Below are 18,271 nucleotides of genomic sequence, written 5' to 3'. Positions count from 1 at the left end.
TGTCTAGAACGAGTAGGACACCACGGCCGAGTAGAAATCGCGGTCCCGGATAGGGTTGGCATTGGAACAATAGTTCTGTGCCTGCCCACCCAACAATGACTGCGCCGTCGCGGGACTGTCCGTGCCGCAATAAATGCGACCGCCGAAATACGAGGTGTATGAGAGGTCAAGCGTCAGCTTCTTTTGCCAATCGAAACTGGTACCCAGTGAATATGACTTGGTGCCTTCGTTAAAGGTTTGCGATACGCCCTTCACGTCGTGGTTGAAGGCAACGCGCGGCGCCACGTTTGCACCGAAAACAAGATTCGAATACTCCAGGCGACCGACCAAACGGTACCCCCAGGAATTCTCCGTGATGAAACCATCGGTCTGCACCGCGTTCGCACCGCTTATGGCGGCCCCGAATGCCGTTGCCGGAAGGAAGATACCGGCCGCATTAAATTTCTGGCCGGTCGGCAACCCGGAATAACGGGTGTAGCCAATTTCACCCAACAACACGCCCTGATCGGCACCAATCACAGATGGAAATGACTTTGTACCGGTCATCTGGAACTGGCCCATTTTGACGCGTGCATAGCCGCGCTGGTAGGTTCCATTGGGTACCAATGCCGCGGCCGTCGCACCAACCGTTGCGCCCGGGATCTGCGTCGAGCCGGTTATCAAGTTCGGCAGGCCCAGCGCGGCCAGTATCAATTCAATCCCGGAATACGCCAACGGCTGATTGGGGCGGTAAGAGAACTCGCCTTGCAACGCCACGCCCATCGGGCCTTGCGTGTTGAAAGAGACACCATACAAACGGATATCTTCCGGAAACTCGGCAAAATAATTTGCAGTGCCATTATGCACAGAGTTCAGCGGGCCACCGGTCAGGATCGAGGTTACGCCTGCCGATCCTTGCTTGGTGCCGGACAGGAACGGAGTGCGGCTATGGTAGTTGACGAAATACAAACCGAATTCGCTGTTGTTCAGTTCGGTCGCCAGATAGCGGAACGCCAGTCCATACTGGCCGTGATCTGACGCGGGGCGATCGGGTCCGCGTGGCGCCCAGACGGCGGCAGCAGGATCGAACGGTCCATACAAAGCTGTGGCGATCGGACCGGCAACCGCCGTAGTTGGCGGGATCGGGTTCGTCGCGACGCGGCCCGTCAAATCCTTACGCCGTCCAAAGGTGAGAAAAACCTGGCTTCCATCGTCTAACGCATAGTCGTTGTTGCTGAAATACGATCCACGTGGATCCAGCTTGAACTTGTCGTGGTTAAACAGTGCAAAGGCTTCCACACTGGCGGCTTTGGATAGCTCGAAGTTTCCCGACACGCTGAGCGCAGGGATAAGGCCTTCCTTGAGTTCCGCGCCGGGTACGCGCAATTTGGAAACGTCGATTGCATTGATGACGTTGATGCTATTGCCGATAAACGTCGATTCACCCCAGGACATCACCTGCTTGCCAGCGCGAATACGCACACTCTTGCCACCCACATCAAAACTCTTGGTAACAAAGGCATCGAGAATCTGCGCATCGCTGGCGAGGCGATCACGACCAACCGGACCAAGATTGTTGTTGCCGCGATTTTTGAAATCCACAAAATACAAACCGCGAAGAAACACGCCCCATGTATCTTGCTTCAATTCCAGATCGTGCGTGACCTTCAGCAATTGAGAAAACGCATCGCCCCGCTTGTAATTGCGATCGCCGTCGTCTTCATTGACAGAGCGCGATGTCCCGCCATTGGCGATACCGATCAGAGTGGGATCCGGCTTTTCAGCCCGCACTGAAACACCTGCGGAAATGGTCGTATCAAAGCTGCCAGAAATGCCATTGTCAAAATTGAGTTGCGTCGCACCCGCAGTGCCGGCCAAGGCTAATCCTACGGCCAGGACAGTTGTTTTTAGTACCGGAACGCTTGCGCAGCCGCTGTTATGAGACCTGCTCATAGGGTGTTCTCCTCAAGGTTGAATCGGAATTCGTTATAAGTCGCGGAATCGTCCGACCGCATGGAAGTTAGCGGCATGTTCCACATATTTCGGGATACTTTACAGCAAAATAAGAATGGAAAGGGAAGTTGTGGCGCGCTTGCAACAGACTCATAATGACCAACAAGTCAGTTGCACGGCGCGCCGGTTTCACATCGCTTCGAACAGTCCGGCCGCCCCCATCCCGGTGCCGATGCACATGGTGACCATGCCCCACTTTTGTTTAGTGCGCCGCAGGCCGTGAACGAGCGTTGCCGCGCGAATTGCCCCGGTCGCGCCCAGTGGATGGCCCAGCGCGATCGCACCGCCCAATGGATTGATCTTTGCGGGATTGAGGCCGAGATCCTTGGTAACCGCCAGCGCCTGCGCGGCGAACGCCTCGTTTAGTTCAATCCAGGCGAGATCATCCTGATGCAGACCAGCCTGCTTTAACACCTTTGGAATCGCCTTGATCGGGCCGATGCCCATGATTTCTGGTGGCACACCGGCAACGGCGAACGACACGAAGCGCGCCAATGGCTGGATGTTGTATTTCTTCAACGCTTTTTCGCTCATGAGGATCACCGCGCCGGCACCATCGGACATCTGCGAGGCATTGCCCGCCGTGACGCTGCCGCGCGCGGCAAACACGGTGCGTAACTTGGCGAGCGTGTCCATGGTCGTATCCGTCCGCGGTCCCTCGTCGGTGTCCGCCGTTTTTTTCCGATGCTTGATCGCGCCCGTCGCCAGATCCGGCAGCGCGGCGTCGATCTCATAGGGAAGAATCTCGGCTTTAAAATGGCCGGCGGCGATCGCCGCACTGGCCTTCTGATGCGAAGATACGGCAAACGCATCCTGCTCTTCGCGCGTCACTTTCCATTGCTGCGCAACTTTCTCTGCCGTAATACCCATGCCGTAGGCGATCGCAATATGCTCATTGCTGGTGAATACCGCCTGATTGAGTGCGATCTTGTTGCCCATCATCGGCACCATCGACATGCTTTCGGTGCCCGCCGCGATGACGACATCATCATCACCGGTGCGGATACGGTCGGCGGCCATGCTGACCGCCTGCACGCCGGACGAACAGAAACGATTGATGGTCACGGCCGGTACCGAATCCGGCAGCCCGGCCAGCAGCACGCCGATGCGCGCCACGTTCATGCCCTGCTCGCCTTCCGGCATCGCACAGCCGACGACCACGTCGCCGATGTCATGCGGGTCGAGCCCCGGCACCTGCGCGATCGCGCCGCGCAATACGTGCGCGAGCATGTCGTCGGGACGGATATTCTTGAACATGCCGCGCGGCGCTTTGCCAACAGGCGTACGGACGGCGGCGACGATATAGGCTTCCTGAATTTGCTTGCTCATTTCAATTCTCCAATCTTCCGCGCCTAATTGCGCAGGGGTTTACCGTTTTTCAGCATGAATTCGATGCGTTGCTGCGTCTTTTCCATCTTCGCCAGTTCGCAGAAATGTTTGCGTTCGAGCGCCAGCATCCAATCCTCGTTGACCATCGATCCCGGCTCGACTTCGCCGCCGCACAAGCATGCCGCGATGCGCGAGCTGATTTCGAAATCGTGCTCGGAAATGAAGCCGCCCTCCTTCATATTGATCAGCATCATCTTCAATGTGGCGATGCCGGTGTTGCCGGCGACCGGAAAAGCGCTCGGGGCCAGCGGCGGCCGATAGCTTGAATTCGCCATGGCGCGCGCCGTTTCCAGCGCCACGTACAGCAGTTCGTCCTTGTTGAAAATGATGGTATCGCGCCAGCGCATGTGGCCCATCTCCTTGGCTTCCAGCGCGCTCTTGGAAACTTCACCCATGGCCGCGTGCTTGAAGGATTTCTGGATGTAAGGCATCAAGTCGCCGCCGTTGGCCGAAAGGGCCGCGCGCAGCGCCATCTCTTTCAGGCCGCCACCGGCCGGCAACAAGCCCACGCCGACTTCCACCAAACCGATATAGCTTTCCAGTGCGGCCACCACGCGATCCGAGTGCATCTGGAATTCACAACCGCCACCCAGCGCCATGCCGTCCACGGCCGAGACCACCGGGATCATGCTGTACTTGATGCGCTGCGAGGTCGCCTGGAACAGCGCCACCATCGCTTCGAATTCATCGAACCTGCCCGCTTTCAATCCTTCCAGCGCCTTCACCAGATTGGCCCCGGCTGCATACGGCGGCTCGGTCTGCCAGATCACCAGCGCCTTGTAGTTGGCTTCAGCCTCGTCGATGGCTTTGTTCAATCCTTCCAGCACATCGCTGCCGATGGCATGCATCTTGGTTTTGAAGGAAACGATGGCCACATCTTCCTGACCTTTCGTGGTCCACATGCGCACAGCATCCGTTTCGAAGATGGTCGTGCCCTTGTCAGCTTTTTCACCGAGCAACAATTCCGGGAACAGTTGGCGCCGGTATACCGGCAAGGTCGAACGCGGCACCATCTTGCCGGTCTTGGCGGAGAACGAGCCTTCGGCCGAATGAACGCCCTTTCGGCCATCCGTGACCCACGCGGGCAGCGGCGCGCTCGACATGGACTTACCTGCGGCGATATCTTCAGCAATCCATTTCGCGACCTGCTCCCAACCGGCGGCCTGCCAGGTTTCGAACGGCCCCATTTTCCAGCCGAATCCCCAGCGAATCGCAAAATCAATATCGCGTGCCGAATTCGCAACATCACCAAGATGCACGGCGATGTAGTGGAACACATCGCGGAAAATCGCCCACAGGAATTGCGCCTGCGGATGGGCGCTCGCCCGTAGCGCGGCGAACTGCTCGGCCGGATTGCGGATTTTAAGGATTGCGGCAACTTCGTCGGCAACCTTTGCATCGGATGGCCGGTAATCCTGTTTGGCAAGATCGATCACCAGGATGTCCTTGCCGCGTTTGGTGAAAAATCCCGCCTTTGTCTTCTGCCCCAGCGCGCCTTTGTCGATCAGCGCTTTCAGGAAACCGGGCACCGCGTAGTACTGGTGCCAAGGATCTTTCGGCAGGTTGTCGTCCATGGTCTTGAAGGTATGTGCCAACGTGTCGAGACCGACTACGTCGCCGGTGCGATAGGTGGCACTCTTGGCGCGACCAATCGCGGGCCCTGTCAATGCATCCACTTCATCAAAGCCCAGCTTGAACGCCATGGTGTGATGCATGGTCGCCGCAATCGAGAACACGCCGATGCGGTTGGCAACAAAGTTGGGCGTGTCGTTGGCGCGGATGACGCCCTTGCCGACCGTGGTCGTCAAGAAGGTTTCGAGCTGATCGAGGATCGCGGGTTCGGTATCCGGCGTCGAGATCAATTCCACCAGTTTCATGTAGCGCGGCGGATTGAAAAAGTGCACGCCGCAAAAGCGGTGGCGCAGCGCCTCGGGAAATACTTTTGACAACTCCGTGATCGACAGGCCCGATGTGTTGGACGCAAAGATCGCATCGGCGCGCATGAATGGCGCGACTTTTTCGTAGAGCGATTTTTTCCAGTCCATGCGCTCTGAAATCGCCTCGATCACCAAGTCGCATTCACGCAGCCATTCGAGGTTTTCATCATAGTTCGCCGGCGTGATCTGTGAGGCGCGCGATTTGACCGCGAAGGGATCCGGTTGCAGCTTCATCATGCCGTCGATGGCTTTCAGCACGATGCCGTTCTTCGGGCCTTCCTTGGCCGCGAGATCGAACAGGATTGATTTGACGTTGGCATTGGTCAGGTGCGCGGCGATCTGCGCGCCCATGACGCCTGCGCCGAGGACGGCGACTTTTCTGATATGGAAAGTACTCACTTTATGCTCCTGGTTTTGCGTTGAACTAAATACTGAAACTCTATATTTGGCGCGGTATTTTCGGCATTTTTGCCCGGAAACGCTCGCCAATGCTTGGGTTTTCCTGTTTTTTGCTTGGATATCACCTCAATCGAGCGGCACCGGTCGCGGCTTACGCGCGTCATCGATTGCCACATACGTCAATTGCGCTTCGGTGACCTTCACAACCTCGGCACCAAACCGCTGGCGCTGCGCGTAAACCTCGACATCCACGGTCAGCGATGTGCGCCCAATCTTGACCACGTCCGCATAAAAACTCACCAGATCGCCGACCAGCACGGGCTGCTTGAACTGAAACGAATTCACCGACACGGTCACGACCTTGCCGCGCGCACGCACCGTCGCCGGGACGCTGCCGGCCAAGTCGACTTGCGCCATGACCCATCCGCCAAAAATGGTGCCATGCGCATTGGTATCGGCCGGCATCGGAATGATGCGGATCACGGGCTGGCGGTCATTTGGCAGCGCGACCAGTTCACAGAATGGTTCGTTGGATTCTTCGTTCACAACACATGCCCTTTGTACATTTCTTCGATGGCCGCCGCGTATTTCTGCACAATGGCGAGGCGTTTCAATTTCAGCGTCGGCGTGATCAGGCCGTTGTCGATGGTCCATTTCTCGCGCGCCACCGACACCTTGCGGACCTGCGCGTAGCCGGGGAATTCCTTAACCTGCTTGCCAATGCGCTGAACCAGGAATTTTTCGGCTCTTTCCCTTTCCTTTTCCTTATCCCTCCCGTCGCCTTCGAAAGACGGATTAAGCTTGGCCTCCGATGCGGTACGCACCCATTCTTCGTCATTCAGCACCACAAACGCGGATAAATAAGGCTTGCCTTCGCCATACACCATGACCTGTTCAAACAGAGGATCCATTTGAATCGCGAGCTCCATATCCACTGGTGGCACTTTTCGCCGTTGCCCAGCACGATGATTTCCTTGATGCGGCCAGTGATATGAATAAAGCCATGTTCATCGATGCGCACTTGATCGCCGGTATTAAGCCAGCCGTCTTCCGACAGCACGGCGCGGGTCGCCTCGGGATTGTTCCAGTAGCCCATCATGATGTTGGGTCCGCGCGCGAACAGCACGCTGTTCTCGCCAATGCGCGTCTCCACACCCGGGACTGCGGGGCCCACGGAGCTGGGCTCATTTTTGTCGAGCAGGTTGACGGCGAGCAGCGGTGAAGCCTCCGTAAGCCCGTAACCCTGACAAATCGGCAGGCCCAGCCCAACGAAAACTTTCGACACTGCGGTCGATAGCGCAGCGCCGCCCGCCACCGCGAATCGCAGCTTACCGCCGAGGCGTGACAGAAGTTGTTCCGCCACCAGTTTTTTCAGGGCCGGCCAGAGCAGAAACGACAGTTTCCATGGGCCGCGCCCATGTTGATATTCAAAGCGGCTCCAACCCACGGCCACTGCGAATTCAAACAGTTTTCGCTTGGTCGCCGAAGATTTTTTCAGCTGCGCGGTGATGGCCGCGAGAAATCGCTCATAAATACGCGGCACCGAAAAGATGATCGTCGGCTGTACGATGCGAAAATCCTCGGCAAGCTGCGGGATGGAGCGCGAGAAAACGACCGATGCGCCAGACACCACATTCAGGTAGCAATCCGCCATGCGCTCGAACATATGCGACAGCGGCAGGAATGAAAGAAAAACATCTTCGGGATAGACGTCATAGACCGCGAGGCCAGACTGCACATTCGACAGGATGTTGCGGTGCGAAAGCATCACGCCTTTGGGCTTGCCGGTGGTGCCGCTGGTATAGACGATCGTCGCCAGATCGGTCGCCTTGACGGGCGGGCGGTCAAACGAGCCCGGCACGGAGGGCAACCAGTCCGCCAGCAATTTCATTCGTGGCTCATCAGGATCTCCAACGGGCTTCACCGTCAGAATGCGCTTTAGCGAGCCCAATTGATCACGCACCGTTTTCAAGCGCTTCCAGTGTTCCTCGCCGTCGATCACAATGAGCTTGACGCCGGCGTCGTTGAGAATGAAGGCGATATTGTCCGGGCGGTCGTCAACAAACAGCGGCACCGTAACCAAGCCCTGCGCGAACGCACCTTGGTCGGCGACGATCCAGTTGATGCTGTTCTTCAACATTACCGCCATGCGCTCGCCGGGCTGCAGTCCCTCGCGGCGAAGGCCTTCGCGCATGCGTGCGACACGTGAAGCGGCCTCGCGCCAGTCAATGCCACTCCATTCCTTGGTCGCGCTGTCGAATTCGCGATAGGCCGGCGCGTTCGGAGACGTCCTCCCGCGCAACGCAAACACGTCAGCAAGGGTCGCCGCATCATCGAACATCAGGTAGCGAGTGCCGCGGCGGTTATGCAGGATTGTGGAGTCCGCCAAACGATGTCTCCTCGTGGTGATCCGGGCTCTTTTGGTGCGGCCGAAATCAGATACCGGCGCAGGCAGCCATTCTCCGATGACACCGGCGCCATCGGCAGGTAAATCTTCAACGATTATACGCGGCAGAGTCAGGAGCACGTTTATGGGCAGATTGTGTAGAGGCGAGAAAATCCCGCCCTCATGCGGCTTGTTTGCGTGGGCAGACGTACATGGTGATATCAGCGTGCGCAACAATGTTGCCGCCGGCATCCGCCAAATTCACACTGACCATCACATCGCGGGCAGGTCCTTCACCCACATCACTTGCGGTGCATTCGGCGGTCAGGCCGGTTTCGGATTTTTTCAGGTACTGTACATTCATGCCTTTCGGCAGCCAGCGCATCGAAGCAGGAAGGCTTGCTTCCATCATTGTTCCTGCCGCGAGCTCGGCGAGATTGCATGCCGCAATTGCGTGCACGGTGCCGATATGATTTTGCACGGCCCTGCGTTTTTTCATGCTGACCCTGGAGTAACCTGGTTTCAATTCCTCGAACCGTGGCGCGATCGTCGCGAAATACGGCGCTTTCCAGCAAATCACTTGGGCGAACAGCCATTTTCCCAGCGGCTTGTCCCGCAGCTTGTTCCACATTGACAGCGCTTGGCTCATCGGTAATTACCCGAGTCAGATCGAATGCCAGCCGGCGTCTGCCGCGAAGCGAACGCCATGCTTTTGTTCGAGCGTTTTCATTTCTGCCAGCAGCTTTTCTGTTCCGGCTGCGCGCAAATAGTTGATCGGCCCGCCGCGATGCGGGGCAAAACCGGTGCCAAAAATGACGCCGGCATCGCACAAGTCTGCGTCGGCGACAATGCCCTCGCGGACGCACGCAACCGCCTCATTCACCGCCGGCAGCGTCATGCGCATCCACAGTGGCGCCAAATCAACTGCGCCGGAACCGTTCGCCTTCTGCGGACGGCCATTGATCCATTTGTAGAATCCCTCACCGGTTTTCTTGCCGAGTTTCTTGGCAGCGACCAGTTCCTGGATTTTTTTAGGCTCCGGTCCACCCGGTTTGGCGAGTTCCTTGCCCACGGCGAGGCCCACATCGAGACCGACCGTGTCGGCCAGTTCGATCGGCCCCATCGGCATGCCAAAATCGCGCGCGGCTGCGTCGATCGTTTCCGCCGGAATCCCCTCTTCCAGCATCACCTGTGCCTCGGTCATGTAGGGCGTGAGAATGCGATTGACCAGGAATCCGGGCGCCGATTTCACCGGTAGCGGCAGCTTGTCGATTTTTTTCACGAATGCCTGCGCGCGCGTCATCACCTCCGGCGCGGTCTGCGGGCCTTGGACGATTTCCGCCAGCATCATTTGCGCGACGGGGTTGAAGAAATGAATGCCGACCAGACGTTCCGGCTTGACCAGACCGACTGCCAATTCCTGCAACGGAATCGACGACGTGTTGCTGGCCAGAATCGCGGTTGGCTTCAGTTTCGGTTCGATCTGCGCATAGAGTTTCTTCTTGATCTCCGCATTCTCGACAATCGCTTCGATGACGAGATCGTAACGATTGGCGCCGTCTCCCGTCACATCGGGGATCAGGCGATCCATTGCAGCCTGAATAAGATGCGGCTGCTTCAGGCGCTTCTTGTACATCTCTGCCGCGCGTTTGATCGCGGGCGCAATGCGGGCGTGATCGAGATCCTGCAGCGTCACGCTAAAACCCTTGAGCGCGCACCACGCGGCAATGTCGCCACCCATCACGCCGGCACCGACCACATGCACATGCCTGATTTCCGCATCTCCCGCGCCGAGACCCTTCATGCGGTCCTGCAATTTGAAGATACGCACCAGATTCGCCGTCGTTGGATGCTTGAAAATACCCGAGATCGAATACGGATGATCCTGCGGAACCCTGCGCGGGTCACCCTCATGGTTCAGCCACAAATCGACGATCGCATAGGGCGCGGGATAGTGGTCCTTGCGCGCTTTTTTTGCAACCTGCTTCAAGGACGCGCGCGCAACAAAGCCACGCACGATCGGCCAGTTGGTGATCGCATCCTTGAACGCGGGTTGATGCAGCGCCGGCGGCTTGGCGAGCAACATCTTCGCCGCGTTGATGAAGTGCCGCTTGGGTGTCAATACATCGACCAGGCCCATCGCCTTCGCGCGGCGGCCATCGATTACGCGGCCAGTAAGCATCAGGTCCAGTGCCTGGGCCGCGCCAATCAACTTCGGCATGCGCCTGGCGCCGCCCCAGCCGGGGACGATACCGATCATCACTTCAGGCAAGGCCATTTTCATTTTCGGGCAATCGTCGGCAACGCGGTAATTGCAGGCAAGCGCCAGTTCGGTGCCGCCACCCATGCAGAAGCCATGGATCAGCGCGAGCGTCGGAAATGGCAATGCTGCAACCCGATCAAAAACATCGTTGCCGAGCTTGGTGAATGCGTAAGCTTCCTCCGCACTTTTCAGCATGGTGAATTCATCAATGTCGGCGCCGGCGGCAAAGCCATTGTCCTTCGCGGACAGAATGACCAGTCCTTTCGGCGGCTTGGCGTTGAGTTCCCCGCAAATCCTGCCGAGTTCCCGCAATGCTTCGCTGGAAAAAGTATTGGTTGATGAATTCTCGCGGTCGAATGTCAGCCACGCGAGTTGCGATGCGTCGACGTCAAGTCGCCAGTGGTTCCAGTTGCTCATTCTGTTTTGCTCCGGGAGTGCGATAGGTAAATGTTGTTTTAATCGTGGCGAGGACCTGTGCCGCTGGCGCCAATGACCTAATGGTTGCAAGGCGATTATGACAAACACCAGCATTGGCGCGGCTTTCCGGCAATTTATGCCCGGTGTGGCGCTCCAGTGCTGGGGTTTCATCGTCACGGTCAAGCCAAATGGCCGCCATGCCGGCATCGAGTGCACCGGCGATATCGTTAGTCCAATTGTCGCCAATGAAGACCGCATCCCGCGCGCGCGCGCCGATGCGTTCGAGGGCGATGGAAAATATTCGCGGATCGGGTTTGGTGACGCCGACATCTTCGGAAATGACCACCACGTCGAAATAGTGCGCGATATCGAGCGCCCTGAGTTTTTCGATTTGCTCGGCCGTGCTGTTGTTGGTGACGATGCCGAGGCGGCAGTGGCCGTGCAGCGCGTCCAGCAATTCGCTGGCGCCTGCGACAAGACGGCGATTGGCCTGGTGTTGCTCGCGATACAGGCACGCCGCGCGCTCGGCGGTGGCGGTATCCAGCGCACGATCGAACCGGCTGAACAGCGTCTGCATGCGCGCCAGGCGAGCGCCATCGAGCGTGAACTCACCAGCCAGAAAGCGCGCGTGGAACGCTTCGAGCACTTCCGCGTGTATGGTGGCGAACTTGTCGAACGGCAGGTCGGGTGCAAAGGTGGCATGCATCGTACCGAGCGCCAGGGCAGACGCGCGCCGATGGTCGAACAAGGTGTCGTCGAGGTCGAATAGAATCGCCGTGGGAAGCATGTGAGATCGGAGCGCGCCTTGTTTGAGTTCGTGCCGTCAGACCCGCTCGACCAGCATCGCGCCACCCTGCCCGCCGCCGATGCATAACGACGCCGCCGCACGTTTACCGCCGGTGCGTTCGAGCACTTTCAGCGCATGCAAGACGACGCGCGCGCCGGAAGCGCCGATCGGGTGGCCGATGGCGATTGCGCCGCCGTCGACATTGAATTTTGCGCGATCCATCTTGCCGATGGCCGCGTCCAATCCAAGTTTTTCTTTGCAGTAGGCTTCCGACTCCCACGCAGCGAGGCACCCCAGCGCCTGCGCGGCAAAGGCTTCATTGATCTCCAGCGTGTCAAGGTCATTCAATCCCAGACCATTGCGCAACAGCATCGGCGTGATCGCGTGTACCGGACCCAAACCCATTTCCGCGGGATCAAGCGCGCCCCACTGTGAATCGACGATTGCGCCGAGCGGCTTCAAGTCGTACTTCTGGACGGCCGCTTCAGAGGCGAGAATCAGCATCGCGGCACCGTCTGTCACCTGCGAGGAATTGCCCGGGGTAACGCTGCCGTAGATCTTGTCGAAGTATGGACGGAGCGTGCCAAGTTTTTCCGGAGTGGAGTCGGTGCGCACGCCGTCGTCTTCCTTGTACACGTTCCCCCTGGCATCAATCAGCGGCTCGATCTCGCCGAAGTGTCCCGCTGCCCGGCCAGCCAGCACGCGCAAATGCGATTCGCCGGCGAATTCATCCATCATCAGGCGGGTGATGCCGAAGCGACTGGCGACAATTTCGGCAGTCTGGCCCATCGACAATTTGACGATGGGATCTGTAAGCCCCTTCAAAATAGCAATCACCGGCGCAAGGTAGGACAGGCGAAGTTTTGCAATGACACCGGCACGCTGGCCAATCGTTTTCGCCCCGCCCCAGTCCACCAGCCAGTTCACCATCGCAGAGCTAAACAACACTGGCGCGTGACTCATTGAGTCGGTACCACCGGCGAGCACCAGGTTCGATTTGCCGGCGAGTATATTCATGCACGCCGAATCGAGCGCCTGCATGCCCGAGGCGCAATTGCGCATCACGGTCCACGCCGGCACCTTGTCGCCGCAGCCCAAGCGCAACGCCACGACACGTCCGATGTTGGCTTCGTCCGCCGACGGCATGGCGGCGCCAATGATGACTTCATCGAACTCCGTCGGTGCGAATTTCTGCCGCGCGAGCAGTGGCCGCCCGCAGCCCACTGCCAGATCGCCGCCCGAAAAGGGGCCAAGTTTACCCCTCGCTTTCAGAAACGGCGTGCGTGCGCCATCTACGACAAATACACGCCGGGTCTTGTTGTCCGTCATTCCGCTGCCTGCGCTTCCTGCCAGTTTTGAACTTTCTCGTGCTTGCCGAAATTCTTGTCGAAATCATCGACCATGATGATGTCGTGTTGCAAGGCGCGTGCACGCTTCCACTGCGCCAATTCGGTTTCGGTGATCACTGACAGTCTCATGGCTTCTTCCCACTGCGCTTGCGCGCCCTGGGTCGTCAGGCGTCCGGCTTTCTTGGCGGCCCTCACTTTGGCCTCGATTGGCTCGGCCGCGATTGCCGCCAGCATGCCGGCTTCCAGCTTGCCGATGATATCGTTCTCGTCATTGGGCATATAGATTCCGGCGATTAGGCGGCTGCGTACCGCCGATGGCTGAATCAGTATGTCGGCAACCTCGTGTCCCATCTGGTCGCTCGGCTGGATCAGCGTGAGGCCGCGCGGAAACACTAACCTGCGCAGCACAAAGGCAATCGCGCGGTTCGGGAAGTTGGCAATGATGCCGTCCATCGCCACCTGGATCTTGAATGAGCAATCGTAGAGCGCCCAGCGCAGCAGCGGCAATTCGTCCTGCTGACGGCCACGTTGATCGTAAAACTTCAGGGCGCAAGACGATAAATAGAGCAGTGACAGCACATCACCCAGGCGTGCCGAAAGTTTTTCCTTGCGCTTGAGCGATCCGCCAATCACAAACATGCTCACATCAGCCAGCAGGGCAAATGCGGTCGAGAAACGCGTCATCTGCTGGTAATAACGCTTGGTGTCTTCACATGCTGGAGACGGCAGGCCGCGCCCGCCGGTAATGCCGGTCCACATCGATCGCGCGGCGTTGGACACAGTGAACTTGATGTGTCCCCAGAATGCCTCGTCGAATTTGTCGAGCGAATCCTCGCCCGCTGCTTTCATCTCCTTCAACACCCACGGATGGCAGCGAATCGCTCCCTGTCCGAAAATGATGAGTGAACGCGTCAGGATGTTGGCGCCTTCAACCGTGATGGCGATTGGCGTTTGCTGGTAGGCGCGACCGAGGTAGTTGTTTGGCCCCAGGCAAATGCCCTTGCCTCCATGAATATCCATTGCATCGTTGATGACGATACGCATGCGTTCTGTCATGTGGTACTTGGAAATTGCGGAAAGGACCGACGGCTTCTCACCCATATCCAGCGCGCCGGCGGTGACCGTACGGCAGGCATCCATCAGGTAGGTGTAGCCGCCGATGCGTGCCAGCGGCTCTTCGATGCCTTCGAATTTTCCGATCGGCATCTTGAACTGTTGACGCACACGCGAGTACGCACCGGTGGCCATTGAAGCCAGTTTTCCGGCGGCGATCGATTGTGCCGGCAGCGAGATTGAACGGCCGGCCGCCAGGCATTCCATCAGCATGCGCCAGCCTTCGCCGAGCATTGGCTGGCCGCCGATGATCCAGTTCATCGGAATGAATACATCCTTGCCCGAATTCGGCCCATTCATGAACGCGCCATTCAGCGGAAAGTGGCGACGCCCGATATTCACACCCTTGTGCGAAGTTGGTATCAGCGCGCATGTGATGCCGAGATCTGCTTTGTCGCCGATTAACTTGTCCGGATCAAAGCACTTGAATGCCAACCCGAGGATCGTGGCGACAGGTCCGAGCGTGATGTAACGCTTGTCCCACGTTACGCGCACGCCCAGCGTCTCCTTGCCTTCCCAAAGTTGCTTGCAGACGATGCCCGCGTCCGGCATTGATGCGGCGTCTGAACCGGCATCGGGTGCGGTCAGCGCGAAGCAGGGAATCTCCAGGCCCTTGGCCAGGCGCGGCAGATAGTAGTTCTTCTGGTCCGGCGTGCCATAGTGCAGCAACAGCTCGCCCGGTCCGAGCGAGTTTGGCACCATCACAGAGATCGCGGCTGTTCCGCTTCGCGTGGAGATTTTCATCACCACCTGCGAGTGCGCGTAGGCGGAGAATCCCAGTCCACCGTATTCTTTCGGGATAATCATGCCCAGGAAGCCCTTGTCCTTGATGAACTGCCAGACATTCGGGGTAAGTCGTAAAGCTCCTGGATGATTTGCCACTCGTTGACCATTCCGCATAGTTCCTCGGTTGGGCCGTCGATGAATGCCTGCTCTTCCGCGGTCAATCTGGGTGCCGGATAATCGAGCAACTTGTTCCAGTCGGGCTTGCCGCTGAACAAATCCCCGTCCCACCAGACGGTACCTGCCTCCAGCGCCTCCTGTTCGGTCTGCGACATCTGTGGCAGCAATTTCTTGTAGATTCTGAAGATCGGCCCACTCAGCAGACCCTGCCTGACCGATTTGATGCTTGCCAGTACGGCGAGCGCGATAAAGACCAGCCAGACGAGTCCCGCAGCGGCCCCTGTCAGTATGCCGGTCGCCGTCAGGCCGATGAGGCCCAAACCCGCGACGAGCGCCCAAACCGCCGCGCTGGCGACGTGATACGCCAACGTCCAAACCAGACCGATGGTGAGTGCAACGATGAGTAAAATCGTCAACATGATGACGTCTCCTTTTCTATGACTACTGTTGAATCCAAAATCAGGCTTCCAAAAACCATTGGTGCGCATCCGATGCCGTGTCCACTGGCGTGCGTAAACCGGCCGCAAGGAACGGCGCCAGACGCCTCAAGACCTTTTCATCGTTCCCGGTTTCGCCTGGCTGGAACTGCGCAATCATCTTTAGCGCGTCCGTGCCCGCCAACGTGTAGGAAAGTGCGCCCATGACAAAATGCAGCCGCCACGACAACTCCTCCCGGGGAATGTGCGGCAGCGCATGCGCGAAGGCAGCACGAAAGCGTGCGATCATTTCCGCGTACTGCGAGGACAGGAATTCCCGAATGAACGGCGCCGGATCTGCATACGCGCGCCCCAGCAACCGAAGGAAGTTCTTGCCGCCAGTCTGATGGTCGCGCGCCAGTTTTAGCGCAGGAATGAACATGGCCGAAATTATTTTTTCGCACGTGAGCGGCTTGTTGCCTGCCGCCGTTTCATACGCTGATAACAAACGCATGCGATCCTGATTCATCGGATCCAGTCGCCGTGTGAGCACAGCCTGAAACAGTTCTTCCTTTGAACCAAAATGGTAATTGACTGCAGCCAGATTAACTCCCGCCGCCGTCGTTATGAGGCGAAGCGATGTGGCTTCAAAGCCGTGTTCCATGAATAGCTCTTCAGCCGTGTCGAGAATCCGCGACTTCGTATCGACGGTTTCTGTCGGTCTGTCGCCGGCATTTTCCGACGAACGGGACAATTTCTGCATCGTGCCAGAGGCCATATATATTATTTAATATCAGGTAGTTGCGGGGAAATCCGCAAAAATTCAAACGCTTGTTTGAATTGAGCGTATTACTGGGCCATAGAGGTGTCAATCACTTTCGATGGTGCATCGCAACATAGCTGTGATCGACGAAGCACTTTCCAGTGCCACAAAAACAAAAAAGCCGCTGGATTTCTCCAGCGGCTTTTCTTGCTCGGATCGGAATCAGATTTTCTTGATCTTTTCCATCATCTTGAAAATGGACTTGCTTGAGCCCATGAAAAGACGCTTGTATTCCTTGCCCAGGCAACGACGCTCAAGCGTGTTGCGACGGGTGCGTTTTTTTTCTCCAGCCATGATTTACCCCTGCGAAATGATTTGCGAAACAAGTGATTATAGCGAAGAAGGGTAGTGAAAACAGCCCTTTTGTCGCCGAGAAGCCTGCGCGGTCAGACTGAAAAAGACGAGCCGCAACCGCAAGTGCTCGACGCACTTGGATTCTTGATAACAAATTGCGCGCCTTCCAAGCCTTCGGTGTAATCGATTTCGGCGCCGACCAGATACTGATAACTCATCGGGTCGATCAGCAACTTGACGCCATTTTTTTCCATTACGGTGTCATCATCGTTGGCGATTTCATCAAACGTGAAGCCGTACTGGAGACCAGAGCAACCGCCGCCGGTGACAAATACCCGCAGCTTCAGGTCGTCGTTACCCTCCTCGATGATTAATGCTTTCACTTTGTCTGCGGCATTGTCGGTAAACAACAGCGGCGAGGGCATCATGGACATGTCATTCATGGTCTATCTCCGGAATACTGAATAAAGTACGTTGAAAATCGGGGTGCTTGACAAAATAACAACCCACCAGACACCTAATTGGTCACCGCTGGCTTGAATTCAATTACTTTGTCAACCTGCTTGATACTACCCTCATGCATCATGCGACCCATGACAATGGCGCCGACATGGATTTCAATAGTTTTGTAACACACATCGCCTGTCACGCGCGCCTTGGGCAGGAGTTCGAGGTATTCCTTGGCGCGAACCGGCCCTGCGACCGTGCCGTTGATGACCACGTGGCCGACATCAATTTCACCTTCGACCTTCGCCATTTCGGAAAGCACCAGTGTACCCGGCTTTTCGCCAACGGCTTTAATATTGCCCTTGACGCAGCCATCTACCCGCAGCCCACCGGTGAAATGTACATCCCCGGTGATTGTAGAGCCCGAGCCGATCAGGCTATCGATGGGACTGGGCTTGTTGGATTTATTGCCAAACATGTGAGAACTCCTAGAAATTGACGCTGCGTTGGCTGCGTACATCATACCCCGGCAGCCCGAGCACGCGTACCTGCACACTTTTCAGTTGAGAACCTTCCGGGATTTTAAACCGCCCGTCAACTTTTTGGTAATAGCGAAACTCAAGTGTTCCACCGGGCAATCGCAAATCCGCGTCGGTTGGAAAACTCAAGGTATTCTGCTGTGTGCCAGCCTGAACCTTCACGATAACCTGAGTCTTGCCCTTGAAATCCTGCTTGCGCTGGCCGCCTTGGGTAATCAGCAACCGATAGCGGTACTCGTTCGGAAGCGCATCGGCTTCCACTTTCAGGTTGGCGATAGTCATGCCTTCTGGAACGCTTCCTGTGGACATAATGTTTCTCAGGAACCCAAGATCCTCCTTCAGGCCGGCATTTTCCTCCTGCAACTGCGCAAGATTTCGGGTGAATTCCGCCTGCGACGCCTTTTCGACGCTCAACTGGCTTTCCCGTTCATTCAGTAGGGTTTTCGTGAGCGCGAATTCGCGCATTAGCCGCTCATTGTCTGCAGTCAGTTTGGCAATTTCAGCTTTTGCCTCTTCACGATTGAAACCGGTAATCTTGTAGCTGTTGTCGACCAGATACCATGCAACCGCGGCGGCGACACCCATCATCAGCCCGTATCCACCGAACTTCAGGTACCAGGGCATGTGCGTCCTGATCGCGACTTTTTCCGAGCGAATACCGATCTTCGACCGGATTTTTCGCCACAGACCGCGAAGTTTCATCTCGCTCAGCATCGGATGGTGGGAACCTTTTGAAGGTATTCCATGTTTGGTGACGGTACCAAAAGAGGAAAAAGCCGCAAAGTGCGGCTTTTTCCATTTGGCAACTGTGACCGCT

Annotated in this window: 14 protein-coding genes and 1 pseudogene; all 15 read right to left on the bottom strand. The window is 57.3% G+C overall.

Annotated elements, in window-relative coordinates:
• Window positions 1-3: 3 nt before the first annotated feature.
• On the bottom strand, window positions 4-1,932 hold the full coding sequence (locus IPP88_00650) for a DUF1302 domain-containing protein (protein MBL0121283.1): 1,929 nt from the start codon (window positions 1,930-1,932) through the stop codon (window positions 4-6).
• Between the two features lie 189 nt (window positions 1,933-2,121).
• Window positions 2,122-3,321, bottom strand: a complete 1,200-nt coding sequence (locus tag IPP88_00645) for an acetyl-CoA C-acyltransferase (GenBank protein MBL0121282.1) — start codon at window positions 3,319-3,321, stop codon at window positions 2,122-2,124.
• A gap of 23 nt (window positions 3,322-3,344) precedes the next feature.
• Window positions 3,345-5,669: a 3-hydroxyacyl-CoA dehydrogenase/enoyl-CoA hydratase family protein gene (locus IPP88_00640; protein MBL0121281.1), complete on the bottom strand. Its 2,325-nt coding sequence runs from the start codon at window positions 5,667-5,669 to the stop codon at window positions 3,345-3,347.
• Window positions 5,670-5,843: 174 nt separating this feature from the next.
• Window positions 5,844-6,371, bottom strand: a complete 528-nt coding sequence (locus IPP88_00635; GenBank protein ID MBL0121280.1) for an acyl-CoA thioesterase — start codon at window positions 6,369-6,371, stop codon at window positions 5,844-5,846.
• A complete protein-coding gene (locus IPP88_00630) occupies window positions 6,260-6,628 on the bottom strand; it encodes a hypothetical protein (protein MBL0121279.1) in 369 nt (122 codons plus the stop codon). Before IPP88_00630 ends, IPP88_00635 begins: the two co-directional genes overlap by 112 nt.
• Window positions 6,556-8,058, bottom strand: a complete 1,503-nt coding sequence (locus IPP88_00625) for an AMP-binding protein (protein MBL0121278.1) — start codon at window positions 8,056-8,058, stop codon at window positions 6,556-6,558. The genes IPP88_00630 and IPP88_00625 overlap by 73 nt, the downstream gene beginning before the upstream one ends.
• A 226-nt stretch (window positions 8,059-8,284) precedes the next feature.
• A complete protein-coding gene (locus IPP88_00620; protein ID MBL0121277.1) occupies window positions 8,285-8,752 on the bottom strand; it encodes a DUF4442 domain-containing protein in 468 nt (155 codons plus the stop codon).
• A gap of 15 nt (window positions 8,753-8,767) precedes the next feature.
• Window positions 8,768-10,783: an enoyl-CoA hydratase/isomerase family protein gene (locus tag IPP88_00615; GenBank protein MBL0121276.1), complete on the bottom strand. Its 2,016-nt coding sequence runs from the start codon at window positions 10,781-10,783 to the stop codon at window positions 8,768-8,770.
• Entirely contained in the window at window positions 10,755-11,570 is an 816-nt protein-coding gene (locus IPP88_00610) for an HAD family hydrolase (protein MBL0121275.1), read from the bottom strand. Before IPP88_00610 ends, IPP88_00615 begins: the two co-directional genes overlap by 29 nt.
• Window positions 11,571-11,606: 36 nt before the next feature.
• On the bottom strand, window positions 11,607-12,899 hold the full coding sequence (locus IPP88_00605; GenBank protein ID MBL0121274.1) for an acetyl-CoA C-acetyltransferase: 1,293 nt from the start codon (window positions 12,897-12,899) through the stop codon (window positions 11,607-11,609).
• A pseudogene (locus tag IPP88_00600) lies at window positions 12,896-15,354 on the bottom strand (acyl-CoA dehydrogenase). Before IPP88_00600 ends, IPP88_00605 begins: the two are co-directional and overlap by 4 nt.
• A gap of 40 nt (window positions 15,355-15,394) precedes the next feature.
• Entirely contained in the window at window positions 15,395-16,129 is a 735-nt protein-coding gene (locus IPP88_00595) for a TetR family transcriptional regulator (GenBank protein ID MBL0121273.1), read from the bottom strand.
• 431 nt (window positions 16,130-16,560) lie between these two features.
• Window positions 16,561-16,911, bottom strand: coding sequence for an iron-sulfur cluster insertion protein ErpA (gene erpA / locus IPP88_00590; protein ID MBL0121272.1), 351 nt, complete (start codon window positions 16,909-16,911; stop codon window positions 16,561-16,563).
• A gap of 74 nt (window positions 16,912-16,985) precedes the next feature.
• Window positions 16,986-17,393, bottom strand: coding sequence for a polymer-forming cytoskeletal protein (locus tag IPP88_00585; GenBank protein ID MBL0121271.1), 408 nt, complete (start codon window positions 17,391-17,393; stop codon window positions 16,986-16,988).
• A gap of 10 nt (window positions 17,394-17,403) precedes the next feature.
• Window positions 17,404-18,156: a hypothetical protein gene (locus IPP88_00580; GenBank protein MBL0121270.1), complete on the bottom strand. Its 753-nt coding sequence runs from the start codon at window positions 18,154-18,156 to the stop codon at window positions 17,404-17,406.
• Between the last annotated feature and the right edge of the window lie 115 nt (window positions 18,157-18,271).

Source organism: Betaproteobacteria bacterium (genome assembly GCA_016720925.1).
In the GTDB taxonomy this organism is placed as follows: Bacteria; Pseudomonadota; Gammaproteobacteria; order Burkholderiales; family Usitatibacteraceae; genus UKL13-2.
Note: the sequence above shows the minus strand (reverse complement) of the source record. Positions and strands in the feature narration are given on the sequence as shown.

What these genes read in the sequence shown, in the direction of transcription:
- IPP88_00595 (MBL0121273.1), bottom strand. Translation starts at nt 16,129, where the DNA reads ATGGCCTCTGGCACGATGCAGAAATTGTCCCGTTCGTCGGAAAATGCC.
- IPP88_00585 (MBL0121271.1), bottom strand. Translation starts at nt 17,393, where the DNA reads ATGTTTGGCAATAAATCCAACAAGCCCAGTCCCATCGATAGCCTGATC.
- IPP88_00580 (MBL0121270.1), bottom strand. Translation starts at nt 18,156, where the DNA reads ATGAAACTTCGCGGTCTGTGGCGAAAAATCCGGTCGAAGATCGGTATT.
- IPP88_00615 (MBL0121276.1), bottom strand. Translation starts at nt 10,783, where the DNA reads ATGAGCAACTGGAACCACTGGCGACTTGACGTCGACGCATCGCAACTC.
- IPP88_00605 (MBL0121274.1), bottom strand. Translation starts at nt 12,899, where the DNA reads ATGACGGACAACAAGACCCGGCGTGTATTTGTCGTAGATGGCGCACGC.
- IPP88_00620 (MBL0121277.1), bottom strand. Translation starts at nt 8,752, where the DNA reads ATGAGCCAAGCGCTGTCAATGTGGAACAAGCTGCGGGACAAGCCGCTG.
- IPP88_00635 (MBL0121280.1), bottom strand. Translation starts at nt 6,371, where the DNA reads ATGGACCATCGACAACGGCCTGATCACGCCGACGCTGAAATTGAAACG.
- IPP88_00630 (MBL0121279.1), bottom strand. Translation starts at nt 6,628, where the DNA reads ATGGATCCTCTGTTTGAACAGGTCATGGTGTATGGCGAAGGCAAGCCT.
- IPP88_00640 (MBL0121281.1), bottom strand. Translation starts at nt 5,669, where the DNA reads ATGGGCGCGCAGATCGCCGCGCACCTGACCAATGCCAACGTCAAATCA.
- IPP88_00625 (MBL0121278.1), bottom strand. Translation starts at nt 8,058, where the DNA reads ATGTTCGATGATGCGGCGACCCTTGCTGACGTGTTTGCGTTGCGCGGG.
- IPP88_00645 (MBL0121282.1), bottom strand. Translation starts at nt 3,321, where the DNA reads ATGAGCAAGCAAATTCAGGAAGCCTATATCGTCGCCGCCGTCCGTACG.
- IPP88_00610 (MBL0121275.1), bottom strand. Translation starts at nt 11,570, where the DNA reads ATGCTTCCCACGGCGATTCTATTCGACCTCGACGACACCTTGTTCGAC.
- IPP88_00650 (MBL0121283.1), bottom strand. Translation starts at nt 1,932, where the DNA reads ATGAGCAGGTCTCATAACAGCGGCTGCGCAAGCGTTCCGGTACTAAAA.
- erpA (MBL0121272.1), bottom strand. Translation starts at nt 16,911, where the DNA reads ATGAATGACATGTCCATGATGCCCTCGCCGCTGTTGTTTACCGACAAT.